23 protein-coding genes are annotated in these 25,689 nt (G+C 34.6%); 14 read left to right on the forward strand and 9 right to left on the reverse strand.

The window, feature by feature from the left end:
• Window positions 1–256 precede the first annotated feature (256 nt).
• From nirB to QLQ95_RS00735, 11 genes are all read left to right on the forward strand, one after another.
• Window positions 257–2,770: a nitrite reductase large subunit NirB gene (nirB, locus tag QLQ95_RS00685; RefSeq protein WP_320492053.1), complete on the forward strand. Its 2,514-nt coding sequence runs from the start codon at window positions 257–259 to the stop codon at window positions 2,768–2,770.
• A 225-nt stretch (window positions 2,771–2,995) separates the two neighbouring features.
• The gene (nirD, locus tag QLQ95_RS00690) at window positions 2,996–3,373 is read left to right on the forward strand and encodes a nitrite reductase small subunit NirD (RefSeq protein WP_320492054.1); all 378 of its coding nucleotides are present in this window, start codon (window positions 2,996–2,998) and stop codon (window positions 3,371–3,373) included.
• A gap of 147 nt (window positions 3,374–3,520) precedes the next feature.
• A complete protein-coding gene (locus QLQ95_RS00695) occupies window positions 3,521–4,105 on the forward strand; it encodes a DUF4202 domain-containing protein (RefSeq protein ID WP_320492055.1) in 585 nt (194 codons plus the stop codon).
• A 64-nt stretch (window positions 4,106–4,169) separates the two neighbouring features.
• Entirely contained in the window at window positions 4,170–5,981 is a 1,812-nt protein-coding gene (locus tag QLQ95_RS00700) for an ATP-binding protein (protein WP_482502191.1), read from the forward strand.
• Window positions 5,982–6,621: 640 nt separating this feature from the next.
• Window positions 6,622–7,281, forward strand: a complete 660-nt coding sequence (locus QLQ95_RS00705) for a response regulator (RefSeq protein ID WP_482502193.1) — start codon at window positions 6,622–6,624, stop codon at window positions 7,279–7,281.
• 97 nt (window positions 7,282–7,378) lie between these two features.
• The gene (locus QLQ95_RS00710; protein WP_320492058.1) at window positions 7,379–8,863 is read left to right on the forward strand and encodes an MFS transporter; all 1,485 of its coding nucleotides are present in this window, start codon (window positions 7,379–7,381) and stop codon (window positions 8,861–8,863) included.
• Window positions 8,864–8,958: 95 nt separating this feature from the next.
• Window positions 8,959–10,233: an alginate export family protein gene (locus QLQ95_RS00715; RefSeq protein WP_482502195.1), complete on the forward strand. Its 1,275-nt coding sequence runs from the start codon at window positions 8,959–8,961 to the stop codon at window positions 10,231–10,233.
• Window positions 10,234–10,370: 137 nt separating this feature from the next.
• The gene (locus tag QLQ95_RS00720; protein ID WP_095930462.1) at window positions 10,371–10,736 is read left to right on the forward strand and encodes a hypothetical protein; all 366 of its coding nucleotides are present in this window, start codon (window positions 10,371–10,373) and stop codon (window positions 10,734–10,736) included.
• Window positions 10,737–10,899: 163 nt separating this feature from the next.
• Window positions 10,900–11,397: a GRAM domain-containing protein gene (locus QLQ95_RS00725; protein ID WP_482502197.1), complete on the forward strand. Its 498-nt coding sequence runs from the start codon at window positions 10,900–10,902 to the stop codon at window positions 11,395–11,397.
• A gap of 24 nt (window positions 11,398–11,421) precedes the next feature.
• The gene (locus tag QLQ95_RS00730) at window positions 11,422–12,135 is read left to right on the forward strand and encodes an exonuclease/endonuclease/phosphatase family protein (protein WP_482502198.1); all 714 of its coding nucleotides are present in this window, start codon (window positions 11,422–11,424) and stop codon (window positions 12,133–12,135) included.
• A gap of 3 nt (window positions 12,136–12,138) precedes the next feature.
• Window positions 12,139–12,762, forward strand: a complete 624-nt coding sequence (locus QLQ95_RS00735) for a class I SAM-dependent methyltransferase (protein ID WP_482502200.1) — start codon at window positions 12,139–12,141, stop codon at window positions 12,760–12,762.
• 135 nt (window positions 12,763–12,897) lie between these two features.
• Here QLQ95_RS00735 and QLQ95_RS00740 read toward each other — a convergent pair whose 3' ends face one another.
• Window positions 12,898–13,602 carry a Crp/Fnr family transcriptional regulator gene (locus QLQ95_RS00740; RefSeq protein WP_482502201.1) on the reverse strand — a complete coding sequence of 235 codons (705 nt, stop codon included), beginning with the start codon at window positions 13,600–13,602 and terminating at the stop codon, window positions 12,898–12,900.
• Window positions 13,603–13,778: 176 nt separating this feature from the next.
• On the opposite strand from QLQ95_RS00740, the gene QLQ95_RS00745 reads away from it, so the two are divergent.
• From QLQ95_RS00745 to QLQ95_RS00755, 3 genes are all read left to right on the forward strand, one after another.
• On the forward strand, window positions 13,779–17,297 hold the full coding sequence (locus QLQ95_RS00745; RefSeq protein ID WP_482502203.1) for a molybdopterin-dependent oxidoreductase: 3,519 nt from the start codon (window positions 13,779–13,781) through the stop codon (window positions 17,295–17,297).
• 405 nt (window positions 17,298–17,702) lie between these two features.
• Entirely contained in the window at window positions 17,703–19,133 is a 1,431-nt protein-coding gene (locus tag QLQ95_RS00750) for a rubredoxin (RefSeq protein WP_482502205.1), read from the forward strand.
• Window positions 19,134–19,264: 131 nt separating this feature from the next.
• Window positions 19,265–19,882 (forward strand): hypothetical protein, encoded by a 618-nt coding sequence (locus QLQ95_RS00755; RefSeq protein ID WP_320492065.1) that lies wholly within the window; start codon window positions 19,265–19,267, stop codon window positions 19,880–19,882.
• Between the two features lie 256 nt (window positions 19,883–20,138).
• On the opposite strand, the gene moaA is transcribed toward QLQ95_RS00755, so the two are convergent.
• The 8 genes from moaA to QLQ95_RS00795 are packed head-to-tail and all read right to left on the reverse strand — an operon-like array spanning window position 20,139 to window position 25,579.
• On the reverse strand, window positions 20,139–21,146 hold the full coding sequence (gene moaA, locus QLQ95_RS00760; RefSeq protein WP_482502208.1) for a GTP 3',8-cyclase MoaA: 1,008 nt from the start codon (window positions 21,144–21,146) through the stop codon (window positions 20,139–20,141).
• Window positions 21,133–22,047, reverse strand: a complete 915-nt coding sequence (gene moaCB / locus QLQ95_RS00765; RefSeq protein WP_482502210.1) for a bifunctional molybdenum cofactor biosynthesis protein MoaC/MoaB — start codon at window positions 22,045–22,047, stop codon at window positions 21,133–21,135. The genes moaA and moaCB overlap by 14 nt, the downstream gene beginning before the upstream one ends.
• Window positions 22,048–22,056: 9 nt before the next feature.
• Window positions 22,057–22,488: a molybdenum cofactor biosynthesis protein MoaE gene (locus QLQ95_RS00770; protein WP_035648088.1), complete on the reverse strand. Its 432-nt coding sequence runs from the start codon at window positions 22,486–22,488 to the stop codon at window positions 22,057–22,059.
• Between the two features lie 23 nt (window positions 22,489–22,511).
• Window positions 22,512–22,865, reverse strand: coding sequence for a lysozyme inhibitor LprI family protein (locus QLQ95_RS00775; protein ID WP_320492068.1), 354 nt, complete (start codon window positions 22,863–22,865; stop codon window positions 22,512–22,514).
• Between the two features lie 15 nt (window positions 22,866–22,880).
• A complete protein-coding gene (locus QLQ95_RS00780) occupies window positions 22,881–23,960 on the reverse strand; it encodes a HesA/MoeB/ThiF family protein (RefSeq protein WP_320492069.1) in 1,080 nt (359 codons plus the stop codon).
• Between the two features lie 10 nt (window positions 23,961–23,970).
• The gene (locus tag QLQ95_RS00785) at window positions 23,971–24,210 is read right to left on the reverse strand and encodes a MoaD/ThiS family protein (protein WP_320492070.1); all 240 of its coding nucleotides are present in this window, start codon (window positions 24,208–24,210) and stop codon (window positions 23,971–23,973) included.
• Window positions 24,211–24,212: 2 nt separating this feature from the next.
• The gene (gene cobA, locus QLQ95_RS00790; protein ID WP_482502213.1) at window positions 24,213–25,001 is read right to left on the reverse strand and encodes a uroporphyrinogen-III C-methyltransferase; all 789 of its coding nucleotides are present in this window, start codon (window positions 24,999–25,001) and stop codon (window positions 24,213–24,215) included.
• 5 nt (window positions 25,002–25,006) lie between these two features.
• On the reverse strand, window positions 25,007–25,579 hold the full coding sequence (locus QLQ95_RS00795) for a molybdenum cofactor guanylyltransferase (protein ID WP_320492072.1): 573 nt from the start codon (window positions 25,577–25,579) through the stop codon (window positions 25,007–25,009).
• Between the last annotated feature and the right edge of the window lie 110 nt (window positions 25,580–25,689).

Raw genomic sequence — 25,689 nt, forward strand, 5'->3', positions numbered from 1 at the left:
AAAAAATATTCTTTTTATAAAACATCTGTAAAATTCTTATGAATTTACGATATTTTTTCGAAACGCTTATTTAGAATCCTTTCAAATTTAAAAAAACTAAGTAAGGAACAAATTCTTCAAAACCCGCACCACGTAAAAGATTAAGACAAAATACGTAGTAAACCGAACCTATTTACCACTTAAAAAATATTTTGTTTACGTATTTTTATAAGTATAAATACTTATATTTGCGTAGTAATACTTAATTAAAGAAATCATGATTAGAGTAATAGTAGTTGGAAACGGCATGGTTGGTTATAAATTTTGCGAAAAGTTTGTTGCAAAATCAGGACAAGAAAAGTATCAAATCACAGTATTTGGGGAAGAGCCAAGACGCGCCTACGATCGCGTTCACTTAAGTGAATACTTTGGAGGAAAAACGGCAGACGATCTCTCCCTTTCAACAAGCCAATGGTATGCTGAAAACAACATTATTCTAAATACATCTGAACTAATTACAGATATTAATCGTGATGCAAAAACTATTCATACACACTTAAACAAAACACATACGTACGACTACTTAGTTTTAGCAACAGGTTCTTCGGCTTTTGTACCACCAATTGAAGGTGTAGAAAAAGAAGGTGTTTTTGTCTACAGAACCATCGAAGATCTTGATGCTATTATGGCTTACGCGAAAAAAATAAAACAAAAAGGCGCAACCGAAGCAGCTGTTTTAGGTGGCGGTTTATTAGGATTAGAGGCAGCAAAAGCCGTTCGAGATTTAGGATTGAATCCGCATGTGGTGGAATTTGCTCCGCGTTTGATGCCGAGACAATTGGATCAAGGCGCAAGTGATATGCTTCAATCAAAAATAGAAGAATTAAACATCGGAATTCATCTCAACAAAGCAACGCAATATATTGACGGAAAGGAAAGTATAACAGGAATGATGTTTACAAACGACGAATTGTTAAAAGTAGACATGTTGGTTATATCGGCTGGAATTAAGCCTCGCGACGAGCTGGCCAGAGTTTCAGGACTTGAAGTTGGCGTAAGAGGTGGAATTGTGGTAGACAATCAAATGCGAACATCAGATCCTTCTATTTTTGCAATTGGCGAAGCGGCATTGTACAATCAAAACATTTACGGACTTGTTGCTCCAGGTTACGAAATGGCAGATGTAGCTGCAGAGCAAATCTTAAATGGTGATAAAACCATGAGAGAAACCATCGATATGTCAACACAATTGAAATTAATTGGTGTTGAAGTTGCGAGTTTTGGTGATCCTTTTGTTGAAAATAATGACGTTACAGCTATTATTTATGAAAATAAATTAAGCGGCGTTTATAAAAGAATCAACGTTACAAAGGATTCTAAAAAGCTTTTAGGTGGAATTTTAGTTGGAGATTCTAGCGATTACAATTCACTTTTTCAGATTTATATTAACGAAATGGCATTACCTAAAAATCCAGAAGATTTGATTTTAGGTTCTCGCGATGGCTCTGAAGGTTCTTCTTTGGGAAGTGTAATGGATTTGCCAGATACAGCTGTAATCTGTTCTTGCGAAAACGTAACAAAAGGTGCTATTTGCTGTAAAATTCTAGACGAATCTTGTGCTACACTTTCCGATGTAGTGAAGGCAACAAAAGCAACTTCTGGTTGTGGAGGCTGTAAACCAATGGTTTCAGATTTGGTAAAAGCCACTCAAAAGTCTTTAGGAAAAGAAGTAAAAGAAGTTATCTGCGAGCATTTCAGTTATACACGTCAGGAATTATTCGATTTGGTAAAAATCAATAAATATGAGAATTTTTATGATGTTCTGGATCATCATGGAAAAGGTGATGGTTGTGAAATTTGCAAACCTGTTGTCGCTTCTATCTTTTCTAGTATTTATAATGATACGGCAAATAAACACGTTACTACTCAAGATACAAACGATAGATTTTTAGCCAATATTCAAAGAAACGGAACGTATTCTGTTGTTCCAAGAGTTGCGGGAGGTGAAATTACAGCCGAAAAATTAATCGTAATTGGAGAAGTGGCAAAACAATTCGATTTGTACACTAAAATTACGGGAGCGCAAAGAGTCGACTTATTTGGCGCACATTTAAGTGATTTGCCAAAAATTTGGAAAATCTTAATTGAAAATGGTTTTGAAAGCGGTCACGCTTACGGAAAATCGCTTCGTGCTGTAAAAAGCTGTGTTGGAAATGCTTGGTGCCGTTACGGAATGGACGACAGCGCTGGATTTGCCATCGAGCTAGAAAACAGATATAAAGGAATTCGTTCTCCGCATAAATTAAAAGGTGGTGTTTCTGCCTGCATTCGCGAATGCGCCGAAGCCCGCGGAAAAGATTTCGGATTAATCGCTGTTGAAGGCGGATGGAATTTATACATCGCAGGAAATGGTGGCGCGAATCCAAAACATGCCGTTTTATTGGCTGAAAAAATCGACAAAGAAACCGTAATCAAATACATGGATCGTTTCTTAATGTATTACATACGCACTGCTGGTCCGCTTATTAGAACTTCAACTTGGTTAGAAAAACTGGACGGAGGTTTAGACTATCTAAAACAAGTAATCATCGAAGACAGTTTAGGAATTTGTGAAACGCTTGAAGCCGAAATGCAGACTTTAGTAAACACTTTCGAATGCGAATGGAAACAAGTGCTGGAAAAACCAAGATTATTAAAACGCTTCAATCATTTTGTGAACTCAGACGAGAAAGACGATAACATCGCTTTTGTTCCGTTAAGAGATCAAAAAATGCCAAAAGCTTGGTCGTAAAAAATTTTTTAATCTCGCAAAGACGCAAAGACGCAAAGTCAAATTACAAAAGCTTAAAGAAAAAACTTAGCGTCTTTGTGGCAAAACACAATAAAGCTCCAAAAAAAAAGAAAAAAAAATCATTTAACGTTTGCTGTCCTTCTTACCCTCTTTTTTACTGCGCCATCAAATCTCTCTTGATTGTAAAAAGAGGGCTAAGAAACAGGAACACAAAACTCAATCAAAATGGAAGAAATCTTAAATCAATACGAAACAGTTCACGCAAACGATGCAACAATTTGGTTCAAAGCTGGTAAAGTAGAAGATTTTCCAAGTAACCGAGGAGGCTGTATCAAATACAAAAACAAACAAATTGCTATTTTTAATTTTACGCGTCGCAACGAATGGTACGCTTGTCAAAATGCTTGTCCGCACAAAATGGAAATGGTGCTTTCAAGAGGAATGACAGGATCTGCAGATGATATTCCTAAAATCGCTTGTCCAATGCATAAAAAGACTTTTTCTCTTGTTGACGGTTCAAATTTAAACGGCGAAGAATACAGCATTGCCACTTATCCGATTAAGATTGTTGAAGATGAAGTTTTTGTTGGATTTGTAGATTAGAAAAATTGTGGTATGTTAAAAGTAAGATGTTATATGAATTTTAGTACTGAAAAGTCTATTCTCATTTTTCACTTTTTACTAGTCACATTTCACATTTCACCTATTTACTAATTCCGTATCTTTGAAATTCTATTATCAAACCAAAAAATGACTACACCTTTTCAAAAAGCAAGCCAATGGATTGACGCTGAAAACGCTCAAGATCCAAACATCGAATTAGACCAAAACACCGAATATCCAAAAGAATTATTGTATTCAAACAGGATGTATAAAAAACTGATGCAATTTGAACCGAATGCGTCAGAAGAAATTCAGATTGCATCAAAAGCGCAACACATCTGTCGATGGAAAGTTGCCCGAGAATCTTACCCAATGGATCGCGTGGGTTATTTGAAATGGAGAGAAGAATTGAAAAAATTCCATGCAAAAACTACTGCTGAAATTCTTCAAAAAGCAGGTTACGATCAGACTTTCATAGATCGTGTTTCTTTCTTAATTGAAAAAAAACTACTTAAAAAAGATGCTGAAACACAATTACTGGAAGATGTAATTTGTTTGGTGTTTTTAGAATTTTACTTAGAACCTTTTGTTCACAAACATGATGAAGAAAAGCTAAAAAATATCATCAAGAAAACCTGGGATAAAATGTCGGACAAAGGACATCAGGAAGCTTTAAAAATAAATTATTCTGAAGAAAATTTAAACCTAATAAAAGCTTCTTTAGGATTGTAAAAAAGATATGAAATGAGCTAAAGCGAATTCCATTTTCCTATAGAAAGACAAATATTATCTTCGAATGAAAAAAAGCAATCAGGAAGCTGCAGAAAAAATCACTTTCAAAAATTTACGCCGTCTGTATTTTTTTGCGCTTCTTACTATTGCCTTAACTATAATTATAAGTCAGTTTTTAGTACAATACAATCTGAATCAGCAGTTAAGCGATTCTAAGATTATCAATTTTTCTGGTAAACAAAGAATGCTAAGCCAGAAAATTGTAAAAGAAGTTCTCATTTTACATTACGTTTCTGATTCGGCTACAGCCAAAAAAACTTCGCATTTAAAAGAAGTTCTAGAGCTTTGGAAGAAAAATCAAAATGCACTTGAAAATGGAAATGACAGTTTAGGTTTTCCAAAAGAAAAAAGCGAAACGCTAAACAAATTGTATCTAGAAATCAATCCGATTTTCAATAAAATTGCAGAAACTACAGATTCTTTTCTATTGCATTTACAACAGAAAAAATCGGCTTCTGAAAATCAAAAATTGGTTCAGATTATTTTGGAAAACGAAGGCATTTTCCTTTCAAAAATGAATCAGATTGTAACCCAATATGATCTTGAAGCGCATGAAAAAGTAACCGAACAGCGCCGAATCGAATATTGGATTTTTGGTTTTACATTACTTGTTCTGCTTCTGGAATTCTTCTTCATTTTCAAACCGACAAATAAGAAAATCGAAAGGTTAATTGCCCAACTTTTATCTTCTGAAAAGAAAGCTTTAAAACTCGCATACGACACGGAAATTATCTCCGAAATCAAAGAAAACTCGGTAAAAGAGCTAAAATCGCTCAATTATGCGATGGAAAATACTTTATTGTATTGCCGAATTTCACCTGATGGCTCGATTATTCATATTGGAGAAAAATTCGCAAAACTTTTAAATTATACCAAATTTTCATCTAACAAAAAATTCTCCGAAGTACTGACTGAAGACGAAAAAGAACAGGTTAATTTTGACCGTTTAATTTTCGAAAAACAGCGTAGCGGCTGGCAAGGCGAAATCAAAATTATAAATAAAGACGAAAAAGAAATCTGGCTTGATTTGTCGATGGTTCCCGTAATGATCAAAAAAGACGAACTGGAACTTTTGATTGTTTGTTTCAACATCACAGAACGCAAAAAAGCACAGCGCGAAGTAGAACGCTTAAACCTTGAAAATACAACCGAAAAAATCAATCAGCAAAAGATCATTTCGAGCAAAATCGTTGAAAATCAGGAAAACGAACAAAACCGAATCGCCAAAGAAATTCACGACGGAATCGGACAAATGCTTACCGGTTTAAAGTTCAGTTTAGAAAGCATTAATCTGGACGATAGAGAAAAATCAGAACAAAAAATTGAGTATTTAAAGAAACTTTCGCTTGACATTATAAAAGGTGTCCGCACGGCAACTTTCAACCTAATGCCACCAGAATTAAGCGATCACGGAATCGTTTCTTCTTTAGCAAAACTCACTCAAGAACTTTCAAAACTAACCGGAAAAGAAATCCTGTTTTACAACAAAACCGATTTTGACCAGCGTTTAGATTCCTTAATCGAAATCAACATTTATCGTCTCACGCAAGAAGCGATCAATAACGCGATTAAATATGCGGAATCGTCACATATTATTGTGCAGCTTTCGCACAGCGAAACACTTTTAAGCATCATCGTAGACGATAACGGAAAAGGTTTCGACGTGAATTCAGTTGACAAAAAACGTAACAGCGAATCTGGAATGGGACTTTTATTCATGAAAGAAAGAATCCAATACATTAACGGACGTGTTTTCATGAACTCTATTCTAGGCGAAGGAACGAGAATTACGTTCAATATTCCTATTCTTAAATAATTTGGTAATGTGTCAATTCGAAAATTTGATAATTAGATAATTCCACAATATATAAAGTATTTCAAAACATTATCTAATTATCAAATTACCACATTATCTAATTATTATGGGCGAGCCACCATCCCGACAAGAGGGCCAAAATTACTTTGTGTTTATTCGCCCTCTTATCGGGATGCTGTCGGGCTATCCGCGCTACTTCGGTAGCTTGCTTCTATCCCTATCGCGGGCAGTTGTTTTTCAAAAGATGATCTAAGTTTAACACAAGATCTTTCCAGCATTTTTTGTTCTCCTGAGGAACGAAGGATCACACTAGAAACTCCGCAATCTAAATCCACAATATTTGAAAATCATTTAACCGTTTTAGAACAAAAAAATCTGCTTAAATCTGCGGAATCTGCGTGCAAAAAAATAACAATCTGAATCGTCAATCTTTGTAGAATCCCGCGTGTGATTCTTCGTTCCTCAGAATGACAAACTTTATGTTTAGAAAACTTTGAGAAAGTTGACCATCCAATGAAATTTAGAATTTCCAACATTAGAAATTTTAATATTGGAATTTACTTTTAAAAAAAGTACGTATATTAGCATCTTCTTTTTAGATGAATATACGTAAAAATCGAGAATCAAAATTAAGTAAACTATGAGCAATATCATTCGAGTAGTACTGGCAGATGACCATGTTTTTGTTAGAGACGGAATCAAATCCTTACTGGAAAATGAAGCAAACATTGAGGTTGTAGGCGAAGCAATCGATGGTGCAGATGCTCTGGAAGTAGTTGCCGTAACGCAACCAGATTTACTTATAGTAGATATTCGCATGCCTAACTTAACTGGTATCGAGGTAGTAGAAAAACTTAGAAGTGAGAATAACAACGTAAAAATCATCATGCTTTCTATGCATGAATCAGAAGAATATGTGTTGAAATCGATAAAAGCTGGCGCCGATGGTTATTTACTGAAAGGTTCGAGCAAAGAAGAATTCCTAAAAGCATTACACAGTGTTGCTGTTGGAGGCAAATATTTCAGCGGTGATATTTCTTCCATTTTAATCAGTCAACTTACTAATTCATCACCATCTTTAGAACCTAAGCAAAGCTTGGGTGAAGAAATGATGATTACAAAAAGAGAAAAAGAAATCTTGACGCTTCTTTTATCGGGAAAAGGAAATAAAGAAATCGCTGAAGCGCTTGACATCAGTAAAAGAACTGCCGAAGTGCACCGTTTCAACTTAATGAAAAAACTGAAAGTAAAAAACCTAATGGAGCTTTCAAACAAAGCGACTGAGTATTCTTTAATTTAAAAAATACGTATAAATACGTAATTATTTTTCAAAAACTGCGTTTTAGCAGGTTTTAACTAAGTTATAGTACTTATTTTTACATAAAAATATAAGTGCTATGAAAAATACAAACTCACTATCGCAATCACACAAAATTTTATTTTTGAACACACTGGCATTTACAGTGTGTTTTGCCTGCTGGACATTAAACGGGGTTCTGGTAACCTTCTTAGTCGATAACGGAATTTTCCATTGGGATGTTATACAAGTTGGATGGCTTTTGGGCATTCCAATTTTAACAGGTTCAATCATGCGTCTTCCAATTGGAATTTTAACCGATAAATTTGGCGGAAAGTATGTTTTTTCGCTTTTACTCCTTCTAAGCTCAATTCCGTTATTCCTCCTTCCCTACGCCGACAGTTTTTTCATGTTTGCCGTACTTAGTTTCTTCTTCGGAATGGTCGGAACCAGTTTTGCAGTCGGAATTGGCTACACGTCTATCTGGTATCCAAAAGAATGGCAAGGACGCGCTTTGGGAATATTCGGAATGGGAAATGCAGGCGCAGCAATTACCACTTTTTTAGCTCCCTCTCTATTAAACCATTTCTCTATTGATGATCCGCAAAATGGCTGGAAAGTTCTTCCGATTATTTACGCTATTTCATTGGTCGTAATTGGTGTTGCTTTTTTAATTTTTGCTCAAAACAAAAAAATAGAAAGCAACGGTAAAACTATTTCACAAATGCTTACCCCCCTAAAATCACAAAGAGTTTGGCGTTTTGGAGCCTACTACTTCTTAGTTTTCGGTTGTTTTGTAGCTTATTCTCAATGGTTATTGCCAAATTTCATGAATGTTTACCAAACGAGTTTGGTTATGGGAGGAATGTTTGCAACAATGTTTAGTTTACCATCTGGAGTAATCAGAGCTTTGGGAGGCTATTTATCTGATAAATTCGGAGCTAGAAAAGTAATGTATTGGGTTTTGGGCTCTTCGGTAATTTTGAGTGCTTTATTGTCGATTCCTAAAATGGAAATTACAACTTCTGGCCCTGGAATCTTAGCGGCAAAAAAAGGCGTTGTAAACGTAATCAGCGACAAAACCGTAAAAATTGGAGATAAAGAATATCCAATTGCGCAAAAAACAGCCAATGGTAATGAAAATGCTATTTTTCCAACTTCTACAAGCTGGCAAGATGTTGTAGTCACAAATAATCAAAGTGTAGCTAAAAAAGAACTGATAGCTAAAGGAGTAACCGTTATTAAATTTGACGCCAATATGTGGGTGTTTTTAATTTTAGTAATTCTAATTGGAATTTCTTGGGGAATTGGAAAAGCGGCGGTTTACAAACATATTCCAGAATACTTCCCAAATGAAGTTGGAGTTGTAGGCGGAATGGTTGGAATGATTGGCGGTTTAGGCGGATTCTTTGGACCAATTATCTTTGGATATTTATTAACTGCAACCGGAATCTGGTCAAGTTCATGGATTTTTATTTTAATCTTTTCAACGGTCTGCTTAGTGTGGATGCATTACACTATTACACAACTATCTAAGAAAAAAGAAGTTAAAGTAAGTAACGCAAAATTAGAGCCTGCATATTAGACTTAGATTAAAAAAAAATTAGAAATATGATCTTAATCATAGTTTATGACGGCATTTTCTTATAAATTTACCTCCGATATAAATACAAGAATTTTATGAAAAAACTTAAACTAATTTTAATACTTATCGTAGGATTAAGTTTTGAAATACAAGCCCAAGAATTAGATGTAAATCTTCAAATTAGACCGCGTTTTGAATATCGTAACGGTTACAAGCAACTTTTACAAGAAGGACAAAAAGGAACTTCTCAAATTTCACAGCGTTCTCGTCTAAACATTAATTTCAAACAAGACGATTTAATTTTAAAATTAACTTTCCAAAACACAAGAACATGGGGAGATGTTGCTCCTGCTACAGTTGCTGATAAAAATGGAGTCGCTGTTTTTGAAGCTTGGGCGCAATATAATTTCACTGAAAAATGGAGTGCCAGAATGGGACGTCAGGTTCTTTCTTATGATAATCAGCGTATTCTTGGTGAAATGGATTGGGCACAGCAAGGCCAAAGCCACGATGCGTTAACGGTTTCTTTTCATGACGAAACTCAAAAATTAGATTTTGGAGGTGCTTACAATTCAACAGCAGAGAATGTTGTACAAACTCCTTATACTGTGGCCAATTATAAAGCAATGCAATATGCTTGGTATCATAACCAATTTAGCGAAAAATTAGGCGCAAGCTTTTTAGTACTCAATACAGGTTACGAATTTACTCGTAATCCAAATACTCCAGAGAGCAAAATTCTGGTAGATTACATGCAAACTTTTGGTCCTTACTTAACTTATAAAAAAGATAAAATTGATACCAGTTTTTGGCTGTATGGGCAAACTGGAAAAAGTACCGATCAGCAAGTTAGCGCTTGGAATGCTGCCGCAAACATTAATTACAGCATCACTAATTCGTTTAAAGCTGGTTTAGGTTACGAATTTTTATCAGGTAAAGATTCAAATGATGGAAGCACAGTAATTAAATCTTTTAACCCAATTTTTGGAACCAACCACGGATTTAATGGTTACATGGATTACTTTTATGTTGGAAATCATTTGAAAAATGTTGGTTTACAAGATATTTTTATCAAATTGAATTACAATGTAAACAAGTGGCAATTTGCTTTGATTCCGCACGTGTTTTTATCTGCAGCGGATGTAGTGAATGTTCCTCTTAACGAAAAAATGGATTCTTATTTAGGAACTGAAGTTGATGCAACTTTTGGATATAATTTCAAAAAAGACATTACAGTTACAGGAGGTTATTCTCAAATGTTCGGATCTAAAACGATGGAATTTATTAAAACGGGAGATGCCGGTCATACCAACAATTGGGCATGGTTAATGGTTTCTGTGAATCCAAGAATTTTTAGCTGGAAAAAATAATTTTTCTTTAAAATTAACTCATAAAAAATCCCTTTTTCCCATTTCGGAAAAAGGGATTTTTTTTCCTCCCCAAAAACTTCATTATTTGTTTTAATTATTTATATTTGAAGCGATTATGAACCCCCAATTCTATCCTAATGAAACCATTTCTAAAATTGTCATTGGTGACTTTTATTGTCACACAAACAGGCATTGCTCAAAAGTACAATGATGCATTAATTTCTAAAAACTCTGAAATAAATTTTGCCAAAACGCAAAAAAGAGGAATCAAGAAAAACAACATTGTTTATTATGTTGAGAACGATTTACAAACCATTTCTGCCTACAAAAGAAGCAAATTGAAATGGCAAACCAATGTAATTTCTGTTTGCGGAAAACCAAAAAAAGGAGAACCTGAAATTAGATATGTTGGTTATAATTCAGACAAACTGCTTATCGTGATCGGAAAACATAATTTTGCTGAAATTGATGTAAACAGTGGCGAAACAAAATTTGTTGGCTAATCTCATAAAAGTATTACTTAAAACATAGTATATCTTACCCTTTTTCAGTTTTGGAAAAGGGTATTTTTTTTGACGAAATTATGAAAGCAACATTATGCTATAATTTGTACTTTCGTTAGCAACAAAAACTTTTCTTTATTAATCAATCTGAAAGCAAAAAACTGTGAAAAGACTAAAATATTCGTTAATATTAGGATTAAGCACAAGTATCTTTTTAACCCTTTATATTAGTCACAAAGGAGAATATAATTTTAATGTTATACTTTTCACTGCTGTCTTTATGTTTATTTTTATTACAATAATATCTTATTTTAAGATGTTTGCCCACATAAACAATAAAGAAATTAATTTTCAAGAATTAAAAAATATAATCTATTCTGGAAGAGCAAATCATTACTTAAATGGAATCGCAGTTGGTGGTAATCTATACTTAACAGATAATCAACTAATCTTTCAAACCAACATCCTTAATTTTATACAAAAACACGAATGTATAATTAATTTAAAGGATGTTACTTTAATAGAATTTGAAAAAACTTTAGGAATGGTCAACAACGGATTATTAATAAGAACCGAAAATGGTTTAAAAGAACAATTTGTTGTAACGAACAGAGAACAATGGAAAAATGAAATTGAAAAAAAGCAGAAAACAGGATTGTAAAATCAATTTAAATCCATTAAAATAATGAAACTAATCGCTTGGAATTGCAACATGGCATTCAGAAAAAAAGCTCAATATATTCAAGCTTTGAATCCTGATATTGCTGTAATTTCTGAGTGCGAAAGTCCTGAAAAACTCAAATTTCAAGATGGCATAAAATTACCTTCGGATATTCTTTGGTATGGCGCAAATCCTAATAAAGGAATTGGCATTTTTTCGTTTGGAGATTATAGATTTCAATTGTTAGAATGCCATAATCCAACTTTCAAAAACATCCTTCCAATTGCCGTAACAGGCGGAAAAATTGACTTTACTTTATTTGCAATTTGGGCTAATAACCCTGCAGATAAAGAGGGCGCTTATATAACTCAGATTTGGAAAGCAATTCATTTTTATGAAGATTTAATCAAAGAAAGTAATACCATACTAATTGGCGATTTCAACAGCAATTCTATTTGGGACAAACCGCGTCGAGAAGGAAATCATACAACAGTTGTAAATAAATTGGCCGAAAAGAATATTTTTAGCACCTATCACAAATACTTCAATCAGATTCAAGGCAAAGAAAAACATCCAACTTGGTATTTGTATCGTCATGAAAATAAACCCTATCATCTTGATTACTGCTTTGCTTCAAATGATTTTATGGAAGTTTTAGAAAGCGTGGAAGTTGGCTCCTATAAAGATTGGACTTTGTACAGCGACCACAAACCTTTAATCGTTAAATTCAATATATAAACTATGAACAACACTTGGACTCAGCGTTGGGACGACCGTTATAAAAGCGAAGAATTTGCATATGGCGAAGAACCCAACAATTACCTTAAAGAACAAATTAAAAAACTAGAAATAGGCACTATTCTTTTTCCTGCTGAAGGCGAAGGAAGAAATGCCATTTTTGCTGCAAAATTAGGTTGGCAAGTTTCCGCTTTTGATATTAGCGAAGAAGGCAGAAACAAAGCGCTTCGTTTGGCAGAAAACAATAATGTCTCACTTGATTATCAAGTTGGCGAATTGGAAACTTTAGATTTTCAAGAGGGACAATTTGATGCGATTGCTTTAATCTATGCACATTTTCCAGCTACCATAAAATCTGAAATTCATAAACAACTTGACAAACTTTTACGAAAAGATGGTATTATTATTTTTGAAGCTTTCAGTAAAAAGCACCTAGAATACGTTACCAAAAACGAAAAAGTTGGCGGACCAAAAGACATTGAATCTCTCTTTTCAATCGAAGAAATCAAAGCTGATTTCCCTAATTATGAAATCATTGAATTAGAAGAAAAAGAAATTGAACTAAACGAAGGCTTATTCCATAACGGAACTGGTTCTGTAATTCGATTTGTGGGAAGAAAAAAATAAATTACACTCGACGTAGAGACGCATGCGGTAAAGACGCACAGCAGTGCGTCTCTACAAAAAAAATCAAAATTTTTACAGCAACAAACCTTAGCATCTTAGAATCTTAGCATCTTAGAATCTTAGCAACTTAGAACCTTAAAAATACTTATGCTCCTTAATTTCAGATCTCAACTCTGAAACTTCTAAAATCCCAACACGTTTTCCTTCCGTTTTAATCAATGCTTCTTTTTTAAGGCTTGATAAAATACGTATTGCTTGTTCTTCTGTAGTTCCTGCAAAATCTGCAATTTCTTTTCGCGTAAGCTCGATATCAATCAAACCATTCGTTTGTCCGAATTTGCGATGAATATAAAGCAACAAATCAATTACACGTTCGCGAACATTCATGTGTGCAATCTTGCGGATATTGTTTTCACTTTTGTTCAATTCTTCGGCATAAAACAACATTAAAGCATAGGTAAATTCAGGAACTTGCTGTAAAATTTCCTGCATAGTTTCGTTGCTGAAGTTACACAGAACCGTATCTTCCAGCGCATAAGCACCAATTAAATAACGTTTACTCGTTCCAAATCCGCGGAAACCAATAATGTCACCATTTGCGGTTAAACGAACGATTTGTTCACGACCGTTAATTCCGGTTTTTACTGTTTTAGCTTTTCCTTTACAAATAAAATAAAGACCTTGCAACGGCGCACCTTCTGTAATAAACTGATCTGTTTTTTTACAAGTAATACTTTGTTTTTTAGAAACATAACCTGCCATCTGTTCTAAATGCAGATGTTTCTTGATAAAACAATTTTCATTGACGCAGGAATAACAAACGGTTTGCTCTTCTTTCATGAGTCCTAAATTTTAACCGATTAAAAACTAATTTGTTGTTCCTCATTTATTTTCATCAAAATTAAAAAAATAAATCCAAAAAATACGTATTAATACGTAAAAATACTTATTTTTGCGTAAGTACTTTTCTAAAGTCAGATCAATCAATAAAAATAGTATATCTAAATAGAACTCTAATGCAAACTACGAAGATCAAAACTACCTGTTCCTACTGTGGCGTTGGCTGTGGTATAATTGTGACCAACGATGCAAAAAATGGAGTAATGGTAGAAGGCGACAAAGATCATCCTGTAAACAAAGGAATGCTGTGTTCTAAAGGGATGAACTTGCATTACGTAGTTAATGATACCTCTGACAGAATTTTGTATCCAGAAATGCGAGGAAGTAAATCCTATCCGCTGGAACGCGTAAGTTGGGATACGGCTCTTGACCGAGCTGCTGCAGTTTTTTCTTCTATCATAAAAAAACATGGACCAGATAGTGTTGGATTTTATATTTCTGGACAATGTCTAACTGAGGAATATTATTTAGTCAATAAACTTGTAAAAGGGTTTCTAAAAACCAACAATATAGACACCAACTCCAGACTTTGTATGAGCTCTGCGGTTGTGGGTTATAAAAAAACTTTTGGAGAAGACTCTGTTCCAATTGCTTATGATGATATTGAGTTAGCGGACACTTTTTTAATTACAGGAGCAAATCCTGCTTGGTGCCACCCTATTCTTTTTAGAAGATTAGAAAAACACAAAGAGAAAAATCCGAAAACCAAAATAATTTGTATCGATCCTAGAAGAACCGATACAGCTGCTTTTGCCAATTTACATTTGCAGATTATTCCAGGTTCAGATATTATTTTATATCATGCCATTGCCAAACGCATTATCGAAAAAGGTCACGTCGATCATGATTTCGTAAAAAATCACGCCGAAAATTTTAAACAATATAAAGACCTTGTTTTAGGAACTTCTCTTGAAAAAGCATCTAAACTTTGCGGAATTTCTGTAAACGACATTAAACTTGCCGCCGATATTATAGGAAAAGCAAAAGGTTTTATTTCGCTTTGGGCAATGGGATTAAACCAAAGTGCTGTTGGCGTTGATAAAAATACGGCATTGCTGAATTTATCTTTGTTAACTGGACAAGTTGGGAAACCAGGTTCTGGGCCATTTTCATTAACAGGTCAGCCCAACGCAATGGGCGGAAGAGAGGTTGGCGGAATGGCAACACTTTTGGCTGCACACAAAGACATTGCAAACCCAACGCATCGTAAAGAAGTAGCTGATTTTTGGGGCGTTGACGAGATTTCGGACAAACCGGGTTTAACGGCAACAGAAATGTTTGAAGCCTTAGAATCTGGAAAAATGAAAGCCGTTTGGATTATTTGTACGAATCCTTTAGTGAGTTTACCCGATTCTAGAAGAGCCGAAAAAGCGCTGCAAAACGCAAAATTCGTAGTTGTTCAAGATATTTCGCATAATGCTGATACAGCCAAATTTGCCGATTTATTATTGCCTGCTGCGGGTTGGTTAGAAAAAGAAGGAACAATGACCAATTCGGAACGTCGTATTTCATATCTACCAAAAGGAATCAATGCGCCTGGAGAGGCACTTCCAGACATTGAAATCTTAATTCGCTTTGCTAAAAAAATGAATTTTAATGGATTCAATTTCAACAGCGCCGAAGAAGTTTACAAAGAACATTGTGCACTTACCAAAAACACGAATATTGATATTTCATTTTTAAATTATAATCGTTTAAAAACCGAAGGAACTTTTCAGTGGCCTGTTCCAGATTACAATCATCCGGGAACTCCACGATTGTTTACCGATAAAAAATTCTATACGCCTTCTGGAAAAGCGATTTTTAATCTTCCCGTTTCAATCGAAAATACTTCGGTACAGCCTAACGACGAATTCCCCTTTATTTTAACCACAGGAAGAATTCGCGACCAATGGCATACGATGACAAAGACGGGAAAAGTCTCTCGTTTGTTAACGCATATTCCAAGTCCTGTTTTAGAAATAAATCCGATTGATGCTTTTAAAAACGATATTAAAAATGGAGATATTGTGGTGGTTTCAAGCAAAAACGGAGAAGTTCGTGTAAAAGCAAAAGTAACCGATTCGATCAAAGAAAAGGTCGTTTTTCTGCCGATGCATTGGGGAAAACAGCTTGAAAATGATTTGAATAGAACGAATAATTTAACGAACAACGTTGTCGATCCAATTTCAAAAGAACCTGATTTTAAGTTCACAACCGTTTCGATTAAAAAATACGTAAAACCATTTCAGAAAATTGCCATTGTTGGTGCTGGAGCGGCTTCTTTCCGATTCATTCAAAACTATCGCGAATTCAATTCAACTGATGAAATTATTGTTTTTTCCAATGAAGTAAATCCGTTTTACAATCGTGTTTTGCTTCCCGAATATATGACTGGGGAATTCAGTTGGGATCAGCTTTTAAAAGTTAAAGATGGCGAAGCTTTCAATAAACTGAAAATTACCATGAAAGCCGGCGTTGCAATTGAAAAATTAGACTCAAAACAAAAAACAATTGTTGACAGTCAGGGCGAAATTCACACTTTCGATTCTTTGATTTTAGCAACAGGAAGCCGCCCGTTTATTCCAGAAAATGCACAGCTTCATCTTCCTGGACGTTTTACCGTTAGAAGAAAAGAAGATGCCGACCGTTTGAAAAAACACTTAGACAATACCAATCTTCCGCCAGAAGAACAGCATGTTGTCATTATTGGCGGTGGGTTGCTAGGTTTAGAATTGGCTGCGGCTTTAAAGCATAAAAAAGTAAAAACTACAATTGTTCAGCGTGCTTCACGTTTAATGGAGCGTCAATTGGATCTAATTTCAAGCAAATTATTGGCAGAAGAAGTACAATTGCGTGACATTCAGATTTATTTTGATAATGAAGTCAGTACTGTTTTTGAAACCGATAATCCGAATGAAATTGAAATTGCTTTAAAGAGCGGAAAAATCATTACGGCAAATGCAATTGTGTACACGATTGGAACTATTCCGAATATCGAAATTGCTCGCGAAAGCGGTTTAGCCTGCGGACGCGGTGTAAAGGTAAATCAGTATTTACAAACTTCAAATCCTGATATTTTTGCGATTGGAGAAATAGCAGAATTTGATAATAAGTTATTCGGAATCACTTCTGCCGCCGAAGAACAAGCTGATATTCTGGCTAACTTCCTTGCGGGCGATATTAGCAGTTATTACAAAGGCTCGATTTTAATGAATATTTTAAAATTAGAAGACATTAATCTTTGCAGTATTGGTGATCTTAACATTCCAGAAAATGATGATTCCTACGAAGAAATTGTTTTTGCCGATTTGAAAAAACGCTATTACAAAAAATGCATTGTAAAAGATGATCTTTTAGTTGGAGCGATTTTAATGGGCGATAAAAACGAGTTTGCTGAATTTAAAACCATGATAGAAAGCAAAATCGAATTATCAGACAAACGAAATACGCTTTTGAGAGGAAGTTCAAACGCAAAACCAGTTTTAGGAAAACTAGTCTGTTCGTGCAGTCAAGTTGGAGCTGGAAACATCGAAGAAACGATTAAAAGCGGTGTAAGTGATTTTACGGATTTATGCAAAAATACAGGAGCAGGTTTAGGATGCGGAAGCTGCAAAACGGAAGTAAAGGAAATATTGGCTAAGTGCAAGGTTTAACATTTTATGTTGAATGTTACTTTACTTTGAACATAAATTTTACCGCAAAGAACACAAAGTTTTTTCGCAAAGTTTCGCAAAGTTTACTTTATTTATTTTTAATAAGTAGACAAAGTTCACAAAGCTTTGGGAAAAATTTTTAAAGTATTGCTTAGCGAACTTTTTTCGATAGAAAACAATTTTACGCACAGAATATAAACCTTCAAAAACTTTGCGAAAAAACTTTGTGACCTTTGCGTTTAAATCAACATCGCAAAACATTAAACATGAAATTACAGAATGTCACCCTGAGCGAAGTCGAAGGGGCACTCCAATTAGAACGTGGGCTTCGACTCAGCTCAGCCTGACACGCGAGAGGGCAACTTGAAACCTGAAACAAAGAAAACCTGAAACAAAGAAACAAAAATGGAACTAACAAGATTAATAGTAAAAGGAGGCGTTATTTCGCCAGGAGAACTTAGGGAAGTTGTGAATATCGCTTTGGAAGAAGGTCTAGATTCGATTTCGTTTGGTTCTAGACAAGATATTATTTTTCCTAAAGGATTTAAATCTTTGGATAAAACCACTTTAGGAAAACATCATTTTGTTTATCCCGATCAAAAAAGCGGCAACAATATTGTTTCTTCTTATGTTTCGACTGATATTTTTAGAAATACAAATTGGCTTACAGGAAACCGTTTTTTATATGTTTTAGAAGAATTTAAAGAACAGCCAAAACTAAAAGTTAATATAACCGATCCGAAGCAGCAATTGGTTCCTTTGTTTACAGGACATTTGAATTTCATTGCTTCAGAACACGAAGATTATTGGTATTTATACATTCGTCTTCCAAAATGGGAAAAAATAGAAGTTTATCCTGTTTTAATTTACAGCTGGGATTTGGCTAAGATTTATTACGAAATCGAAAAAATTTCGGAAGAAGATGCAATTGATATCGAACTACTTTTCAGTTTGGTCAGCGAAGCTTTAGATACCAACAATAGAACAATTGACAAACCATTGAATATTCCGTTCTACCCATTTCCGTATTACGAAGGAATGAACAGAATGGGAATTGATCAATATTGGCTGGGATTGTACTGGAGAAACAATTTATACGATTTGGATTTTCTAAAAGAAATGTGCGATTTGTGTTTTGAATGCAAAATTGGAAAAATCTGTATCACGCCTTGGAAATCTTTCATTATAAAAGGAATCCCGAAAGACCGAAAACTAGAATGGGAAAAATTCCTAGGAAAACGCGGCATCAATGTCCGCCATTCACTATTAGAATTAAATTGGCATTTACCCGTTGCCATGGAATGGGCTTTAAATCTAAAAACTTTTCTAGTTAGAACATTAGATCAATTTGATATTAGTACGTACGGATTGAATTTCGGAATTTCAGAATACAATCGCGACGGGCATTATTTTACTTCCATTGTCATCGAAAAAAATGAACTCCCAACAGCTTTAGAATCCATAAAAATCAGAGATACTTATAATGTATTGTTCGCAAAGAATTTCGATCCAAATACTCGCGAATATATCGTGCATTCACAAGATATAGATAAGCTCGAACTACCAACTATTTTAATTGAGTTAAGCCGAAAATATTTTGAAGAACTAGGAAATACAACATCTGAAACCACCAAAAAACAACAGAAAAAAGAAAAACCACAACAGGATATTTACCAATGTCAGGAATGCTTAACGCTTTATAATTCAGAATACGGAGACGAAACTCAGGGAATTCCAAAAGGTCTTTTGTTTGAAAATCTTCCTGAAACGTATTGCTGTTCTCTTTGTGAAGCGCCAAAAAGCAATTTTAGAATTTTGGAAACAGTTGAAAATTAATAAGTTCTATTATTTCTGTATTCAAAAATTGCGTATATTTAGCTTAACTAAGAATTTACACTAAAGCGTCACACTTCAGAAGCTTTAAAACCACTTGGTTACAATCTATTTACTCAATAAAAAATACAGTTATGATAAAAAGAACAACACAATCTTCTGCTGATAAAGCTACCGATGTTCCGGCAGAAACAGCTGTAGAAAGCACTACAGAAATACAGCCAGAAACTAAAACAACAATTAAAAGGACTACTAGAACTGCAGTAAAACCGACAACTGCCAAAACAGCTACAACAAGAACAGCTGCTGCCAAAGCACCTGCTGCAACTGTCAAAACTGCAGCAAAAACTCCTGTAAGAGCAGCTTCTAAAACAGCACCGAAAGCTACTGTGAAAAAACCTGCAACAACATCTGCAAAAACAGAACCTATCGTTTCTGAAATTGTAGAAATTAAAACCAATGACGTTGCCGAAAACAAACCTATTGTCACTGTTGAAAAAATTGGTAAGGAGAAAAACGACATAAAATCTAAGCTAAAAGCTAAACTTAAAGCAAAAAAAGAGAAAGAAAAGAAAAGAGAAAAAGCGATTAAAGCTGTTATCAAAAAATTAGAAAAAGCGAAAAAAGCAAAACTAAAAGCAGCCGAAAAGAAAAAAGAAAAGGCTAAAAAAGCAAAAGAAAAAGCGAAAACTAAGAAACTCGAAAAGAAAACGAAAGCTCAGAAAAAGACAAAAGCTAAAAAGAAAAAATAGTATTTAGAAAGGTTTAACTTAAAAAAAGTTAAACCTTTTTTTTATTTTCATTAGCAATGTAAATACAGTTTGTCATTCTGAGGAACGAAGACACGAGCGATAGCGAACTGACGAAGCAATCATACTAAAAACTTCTCACAGTAATTTGTCAATCTTTGTGGATTTACGAGTGTGATTCTTCGTTCCTCAGAATGACAAAACTATGCGGTCAAAACTTCTACTTCGCTCAGCGAGACAATTCACAATTCACAATTAATTACCCCCCAATCGCAATCATACTGCGATTGTCAAAATGTTTTGCAGGATCGTCCATTTCATCCATCGTAGCCATTCCCGCCCGGACTTTCTTTTTATTCTGAATCGATTCTGAAATCAAATTTTCGATAGATTCTCCATTTCTAAAAGCCGTTAACAAATCGGTTTCTGAATTAGAGAAAAGGCAGTTTTTTATTTTTCCGTCTGCCGTCAAGCGGATGCGGTTGCAGCTGTCACAAAACGGATTTGTTATGGAACTAATAATTCCGAAATCGCCTTGGAAACCTTTAATTTTATAATTTCTGGAAGTAAAGTTTTTTTCGTCTTCCAATTTCAGAATTTCTTCTGAAGAAAATTGAGTTCCAACTAAAGATAGAATTTCTTGTTGTGAAACCATTTTGCTTCTGTCCCACTCGTTTCCAGCAAAAGGCATAAATTCAATAAACCGAACCGAAATAGGCAGAAACTGAGTCAGTTTTACAAAATCTACAATTTCGTTATCATTAAAACCTTTCATCAAAACGACATTTACTTTTACCTGAAAATCATGATTTAAAAGCAAATGCAGATTATCTATTACTTTCTCAAACTGATTTCTAAGCGTTATAGAAGCAAATTTAAAAGCAACCAAAGTATCTAAACTCAAATTGATTTTTTTGACTTTAAACTGTCTTAAAACTTCAATATGGCGATCAACTAAAATTCCGTTTGTTGTCATAGAAAGCGAAATGCCAAGTTCTGATAACTTAGAAACAATTTCAGGAAAATCCTTTCTCAGCAAAGGTTCACCGCCTGTTAATCTTATTTTATCAACACCATTTTTCACGAAAGTTTCCGCAATTGCAAAAATCTCATCGGCCGTCATTAAACTGGCTTTTGGAGATAATGCGATTCCATCCGCTGGCATGCAATATGTACAACGCAGGTTGCATTTTTCCAGCAGCGAAATGCGCAAATAATTATGCTTGCGCCCAAAACCATCCGTCAAAATAGTGTTAGAGGCTGTCATGGTTTTTTCCTTTTAAAATATGAAAAACGTGCATTACGTGCGGAAAAATAGCATCCATAGATTCTCTTACGCCATTTGTTGAACCCGGCAAAGCCAAAACTAGACTTTTACCCAAAGTTCCCGCAACACTTCTAGAAAGCATTGCATACGGCATTCTCTGCTGACCGTAACTGCGAATGGCTTCTTCTATTCCTGGAATTCTACTTTCTAATAATGGTTCTAAAGCTTCTGGCGTAACATCTCTTGGAGATAATCCAGTTCCGCCTGTAAAAATGACCAGCTGATTATCTTTAGCGAAAGCTTTTGTTTTTTCCTGAATAATATCCAATTCATCTGGAATGATTTCGTAATGAGAAGTTTCAACTCCGTATGAATCCAGTTTTTCTACAATTGTTTTTCCAGAACGATCTTCTTTTTCGCCCGCAAAAATCGAATCGGAACAAACGAAAACTGCCGCTTTAATTACATTCGGGAATTTATTTTTGAAAGACGATTTTCCGCCTTCTTTATTAATTAATTTGATAGTCGAAATTTCGATTTCCTTGTCAATTGGTTTTAGCATATCATACATTGTAAGCGCTACAATTGATGCGCCGTGCATGGCTTCAACCTCAACTCCCGTTTTGTAAACGGTTTTTACTTTGAAAATAATATGAATGTCTAGACCTTCGATATTGTATTCTACAGAAGTAAATTCAATTGGAAGCGGATGACAATCTGGAATGGATAAATGGGTGTTTTTGACTGCAAACAGTCCAGCCGTTTTTGCCATTTCAAACACGTTCCCTTTTGGCACTAAATTGTTGACAACAGCATCAATTGTTTCTTGCTTGCTGACTTTTACAATTGCGGTTGCTGTTGCGACTCTTAAAGTGCTTATTTTATGCGTAATATCTACCATTATAATTTCTTAGGTATTTTGTTTCCAAGTGAATGTATCGTTTTCAAACATTTCTTTGCCAAAAATCGGAACATCGGTTTTAATCCAATTTACAATGGCTTCTGTTGCTTCATAAACTTGTTTGCGACGTGTTGCCGAAACAAAAACAAATAAACAGATTTCGCCTGCTTTTACAACACCTAAACTGTGGTAAATGTGCATACAGGTTAAATCGAATTTAGCAAAAGCTTTTTCTCGAATTGCATACAAAGCTTCATTCGCCATGTCTGTATACGCCGAATAATCGATTGCTACGACAGTATTGTCGTGAATAACATCGGCACGGACTTGGCCTAGAAAAATATTATGCGCCCCAATCGTATGTTTTGATTGATGTTTAGCGATTGATTCCGCTATAAATTCAGGAGCAATTGGCCCTTCTACAAATACATTTTTACTCATTTTTATGTTTTTTAATAAGGACTTTAAAAGCCATTCATCAAACTTTTCAATTCCTTTGTTCTGCTAATGGTAAGCTGCATTCTACAATCTGCGTACATTTTATTTGCTATAACACCACCGTAACCTTCTGGATAGCATTTAAATTTACAATTTGAATCTCTAAACTTTATCCAGTCTTTTTGAGAAACGACTAAAGCTGTCTGATCTTTTGTTCCTAATTTCTTTTTCAGCTGATTATAAACTTTATTCAATTCTTTATCAGCTTTATCATATGCCTCATAAAGCTCTGTTTCGCCAGTAGCATCAACGTGAGTTTGTGAAAAACCAAATTGAGAAAAACAAAGAAACAAAAACAATCCGAAAATGACTTTTTTCATAGTAGTCGTTATTTATTAATTGGAATTGATTTTTTCGTGCAACGATTGTTTCATCGCTAGAGCACCACCAGCAATGCTTTTTATATTTTTAAATTGATGTTTTTGAAGCAATTCAGCTGCCATTTTACTTCTGATTCCAGATTGGCAAAAAACGTAAATAGTTTGATTTGAATTCAGTTTTTTAATTTCGTTTTCTAGATTTACCAACGGAATCTGAAGGCCGTTTTTCAAATTTATTTTGGGCAGTTCGTCTTCATTTCGAACATCTAAAAAAAGAACCTTATTGTTTTCTAATTCATCTAAAATAAGCTCAAATTTTATTTCTTCAACCTGATTTTCAGATGAATTGTATTTCTGTTCGAAATCTTCTTTAGTCATTTCTAGTTCTGAGCTTTTTTCGAAATCATATTTCTGCTGCTCATTTTTCAAAACATTATAAACCAGAATCTTTCCGCTCAAAACTTCTCCAACTCCAAGAATCATTTTTAGGACTTCATTGGCCTGAAACATTCCGATGATTCCAACTGAAACTCCGATCACGCCAGCATCTTCACAATTTAATGCACTATTATTTTCATCTGGATATAAACAGCGATAGGTTGGTCCGTTTTGATAATTGAAAACCGAAACCTGTCCTTGAAATCTAAAAATTGATCCGTAGACCATTGGTTTATTGGTCACGAGGCAAGCATCATTAATCAAATATTTAATCGAAATATTGTCCGTTGCGTCAACAATGATATCGTATTTTTCAAATAAAGAAATCGCATTTTTTCCTGATAATTTCTCTGCCAAAACATTCACTTTTATAAGCGGATTCAGTTCTAAAATCATCGCTTTCGCTTCAGCCGCTTTTCCCTTTCCAACTGCCGAACTTTTGTAAATTACCTGTCTATGAAGATTCGAAATCTCGATAACGTCGTCATCTACAATTCCGATTTCACCAACTCCAGCTCCAGCCAAATAAGGTAAAATTGACGCTCCCAAACCTCCGGCACCAATAACCAGAACTTGAGCTTTCAGCAATTTGTACTGGCCATCCTCTCCTATTTCAGGAAGAATAATTTGTCTGTTATATCGTGAAGTTTCGCTCATATGGCTTGTTTTATCCTCCGGCAAATGGTGGCAATAATGCTACAATATCACTCGCCTGTAAAGTATAATCTGAAGTTTTAGAAACTATTTTTTGATTTACAGCAACACTGAAAGCCAGCGATTCAAACTCGTATTTTTCGTTTAAATCCTGTAATAATTGCTGCAATGATAATTCTTCCGAAAAAGATAATTTTTCGAATTCACATTTTGTTTTTTCAGCAACAGCTCCAAAATATTTAACCTCGATCATTTTTATAAATTTAAATTCTGAAAAATAAATTCGTCTTCAAAGTGTTCTTGAAAATACGAAATCCAACTTGATGTATTTCTCACTACTTCGCCAATCACAATAATTGCAGGCGATGATATATTTTTTTCAGCCACCAATTTAGTAATTGTATTGATAGTTCCAATTACTTTTTGCTCTGAGTTTTTTGTTCCATTCTGAATAATCGCAATGGGCAGATCGTCATTTCTATTTTCTTGATAAATCGAAATGATTTCGTCTAATTTATGCATTCCCATTAAAATAACCACGGTTGCAGCCGATTTTGATGCTAACAAAATATCTTTTGACAATTTATGATCTGAAGTCGTTCCTGTGATAACCCAGAAACTTTCGGCAACTTTACGCTGTGTCAAACTGATTCCGACAGAAGCTGGAACTCCTAAAGCAGATGAAATTCCGGGAACAATAGCCGTTTCGATTCCGAAATCTTCTGCAAATTCGATTTCTTCACTTCCTCTTCCAAAAACAAACGGATCGCCGCCTTTTAAACGTACAACATGTCCATAACGATTTGCCATAGAAACAATCAATTCGTTAATCTGATCTTGTGTGTAAGCGTGACAGCCTAAACGTTTTCCAACAAAAACAATTTCTGCATTTGATGCATATTCCAGTAATTCCTCGTTTACCAAAGCATCGTACAAAACCACATCGGCACTTTTTAAAGCTTTGATTGCTTTTATAGTAATCAATTCAACGTCGCCTGGACCTGCGCCTACAATCGTCAATTTTGGTGTTTTAAAATTTCGCATAGTCTTTAAGTTAAATTGATATTCAGATCGTTTAATTCGTCGGCCGAATTGATATTGGTCAAATGATAATTTTCACTTTCTTCTATATTGATAATCTGATGCGGCAGTTTGGCTAGCAGATCCATCATTTTTAATTCATTAGAATCAATTGCTTCTTTGATGACCGGAACAATATTTTTTGAATAAATCCCGATTAACGGATGGGTTTTACTTTCGGATGCAAAAACTGTAATTCCAGCTTCTTGTGTATGTTTTGATATTAATTCCTGTAATAATTCGGTTGAAATTAACGGAATATCACAGCTTAAAATCAAATTGAATTCGGTTTCAGAATGTGATAATGCGGTGTAAATTCCTCCCAGCGGCCCTTTGTCTATTACTAAATCCTGTATTTTTTGATACGGTAAATAATCGTATTCTTTTGATCCTGTAATGAGCTTAATTTGATCTGTAATAGGTAAAATCGCCTGAATGATATGCTCTATAAATGGCTTATCCTGAAACAAAACCAATCCTTTTTCTGACTGCATTCTGGTGCTTTTTCCTCCGCAAAGAATAAATACTGTTAGTGTTTCCATGGTCTTTTTTGTTTCAGGTTTTTAAGTTGCAATGAGTTTTTTTTACCGCAAAGTGCGCTAAGTTTTTTATTCATTTAACTTTTAAATTAAGGTCGCAAAGCTTGCGAACT

The sequence above is a fragment of the Flavobacterium sp. B330r genome (genome assembly GCF_056824325.1).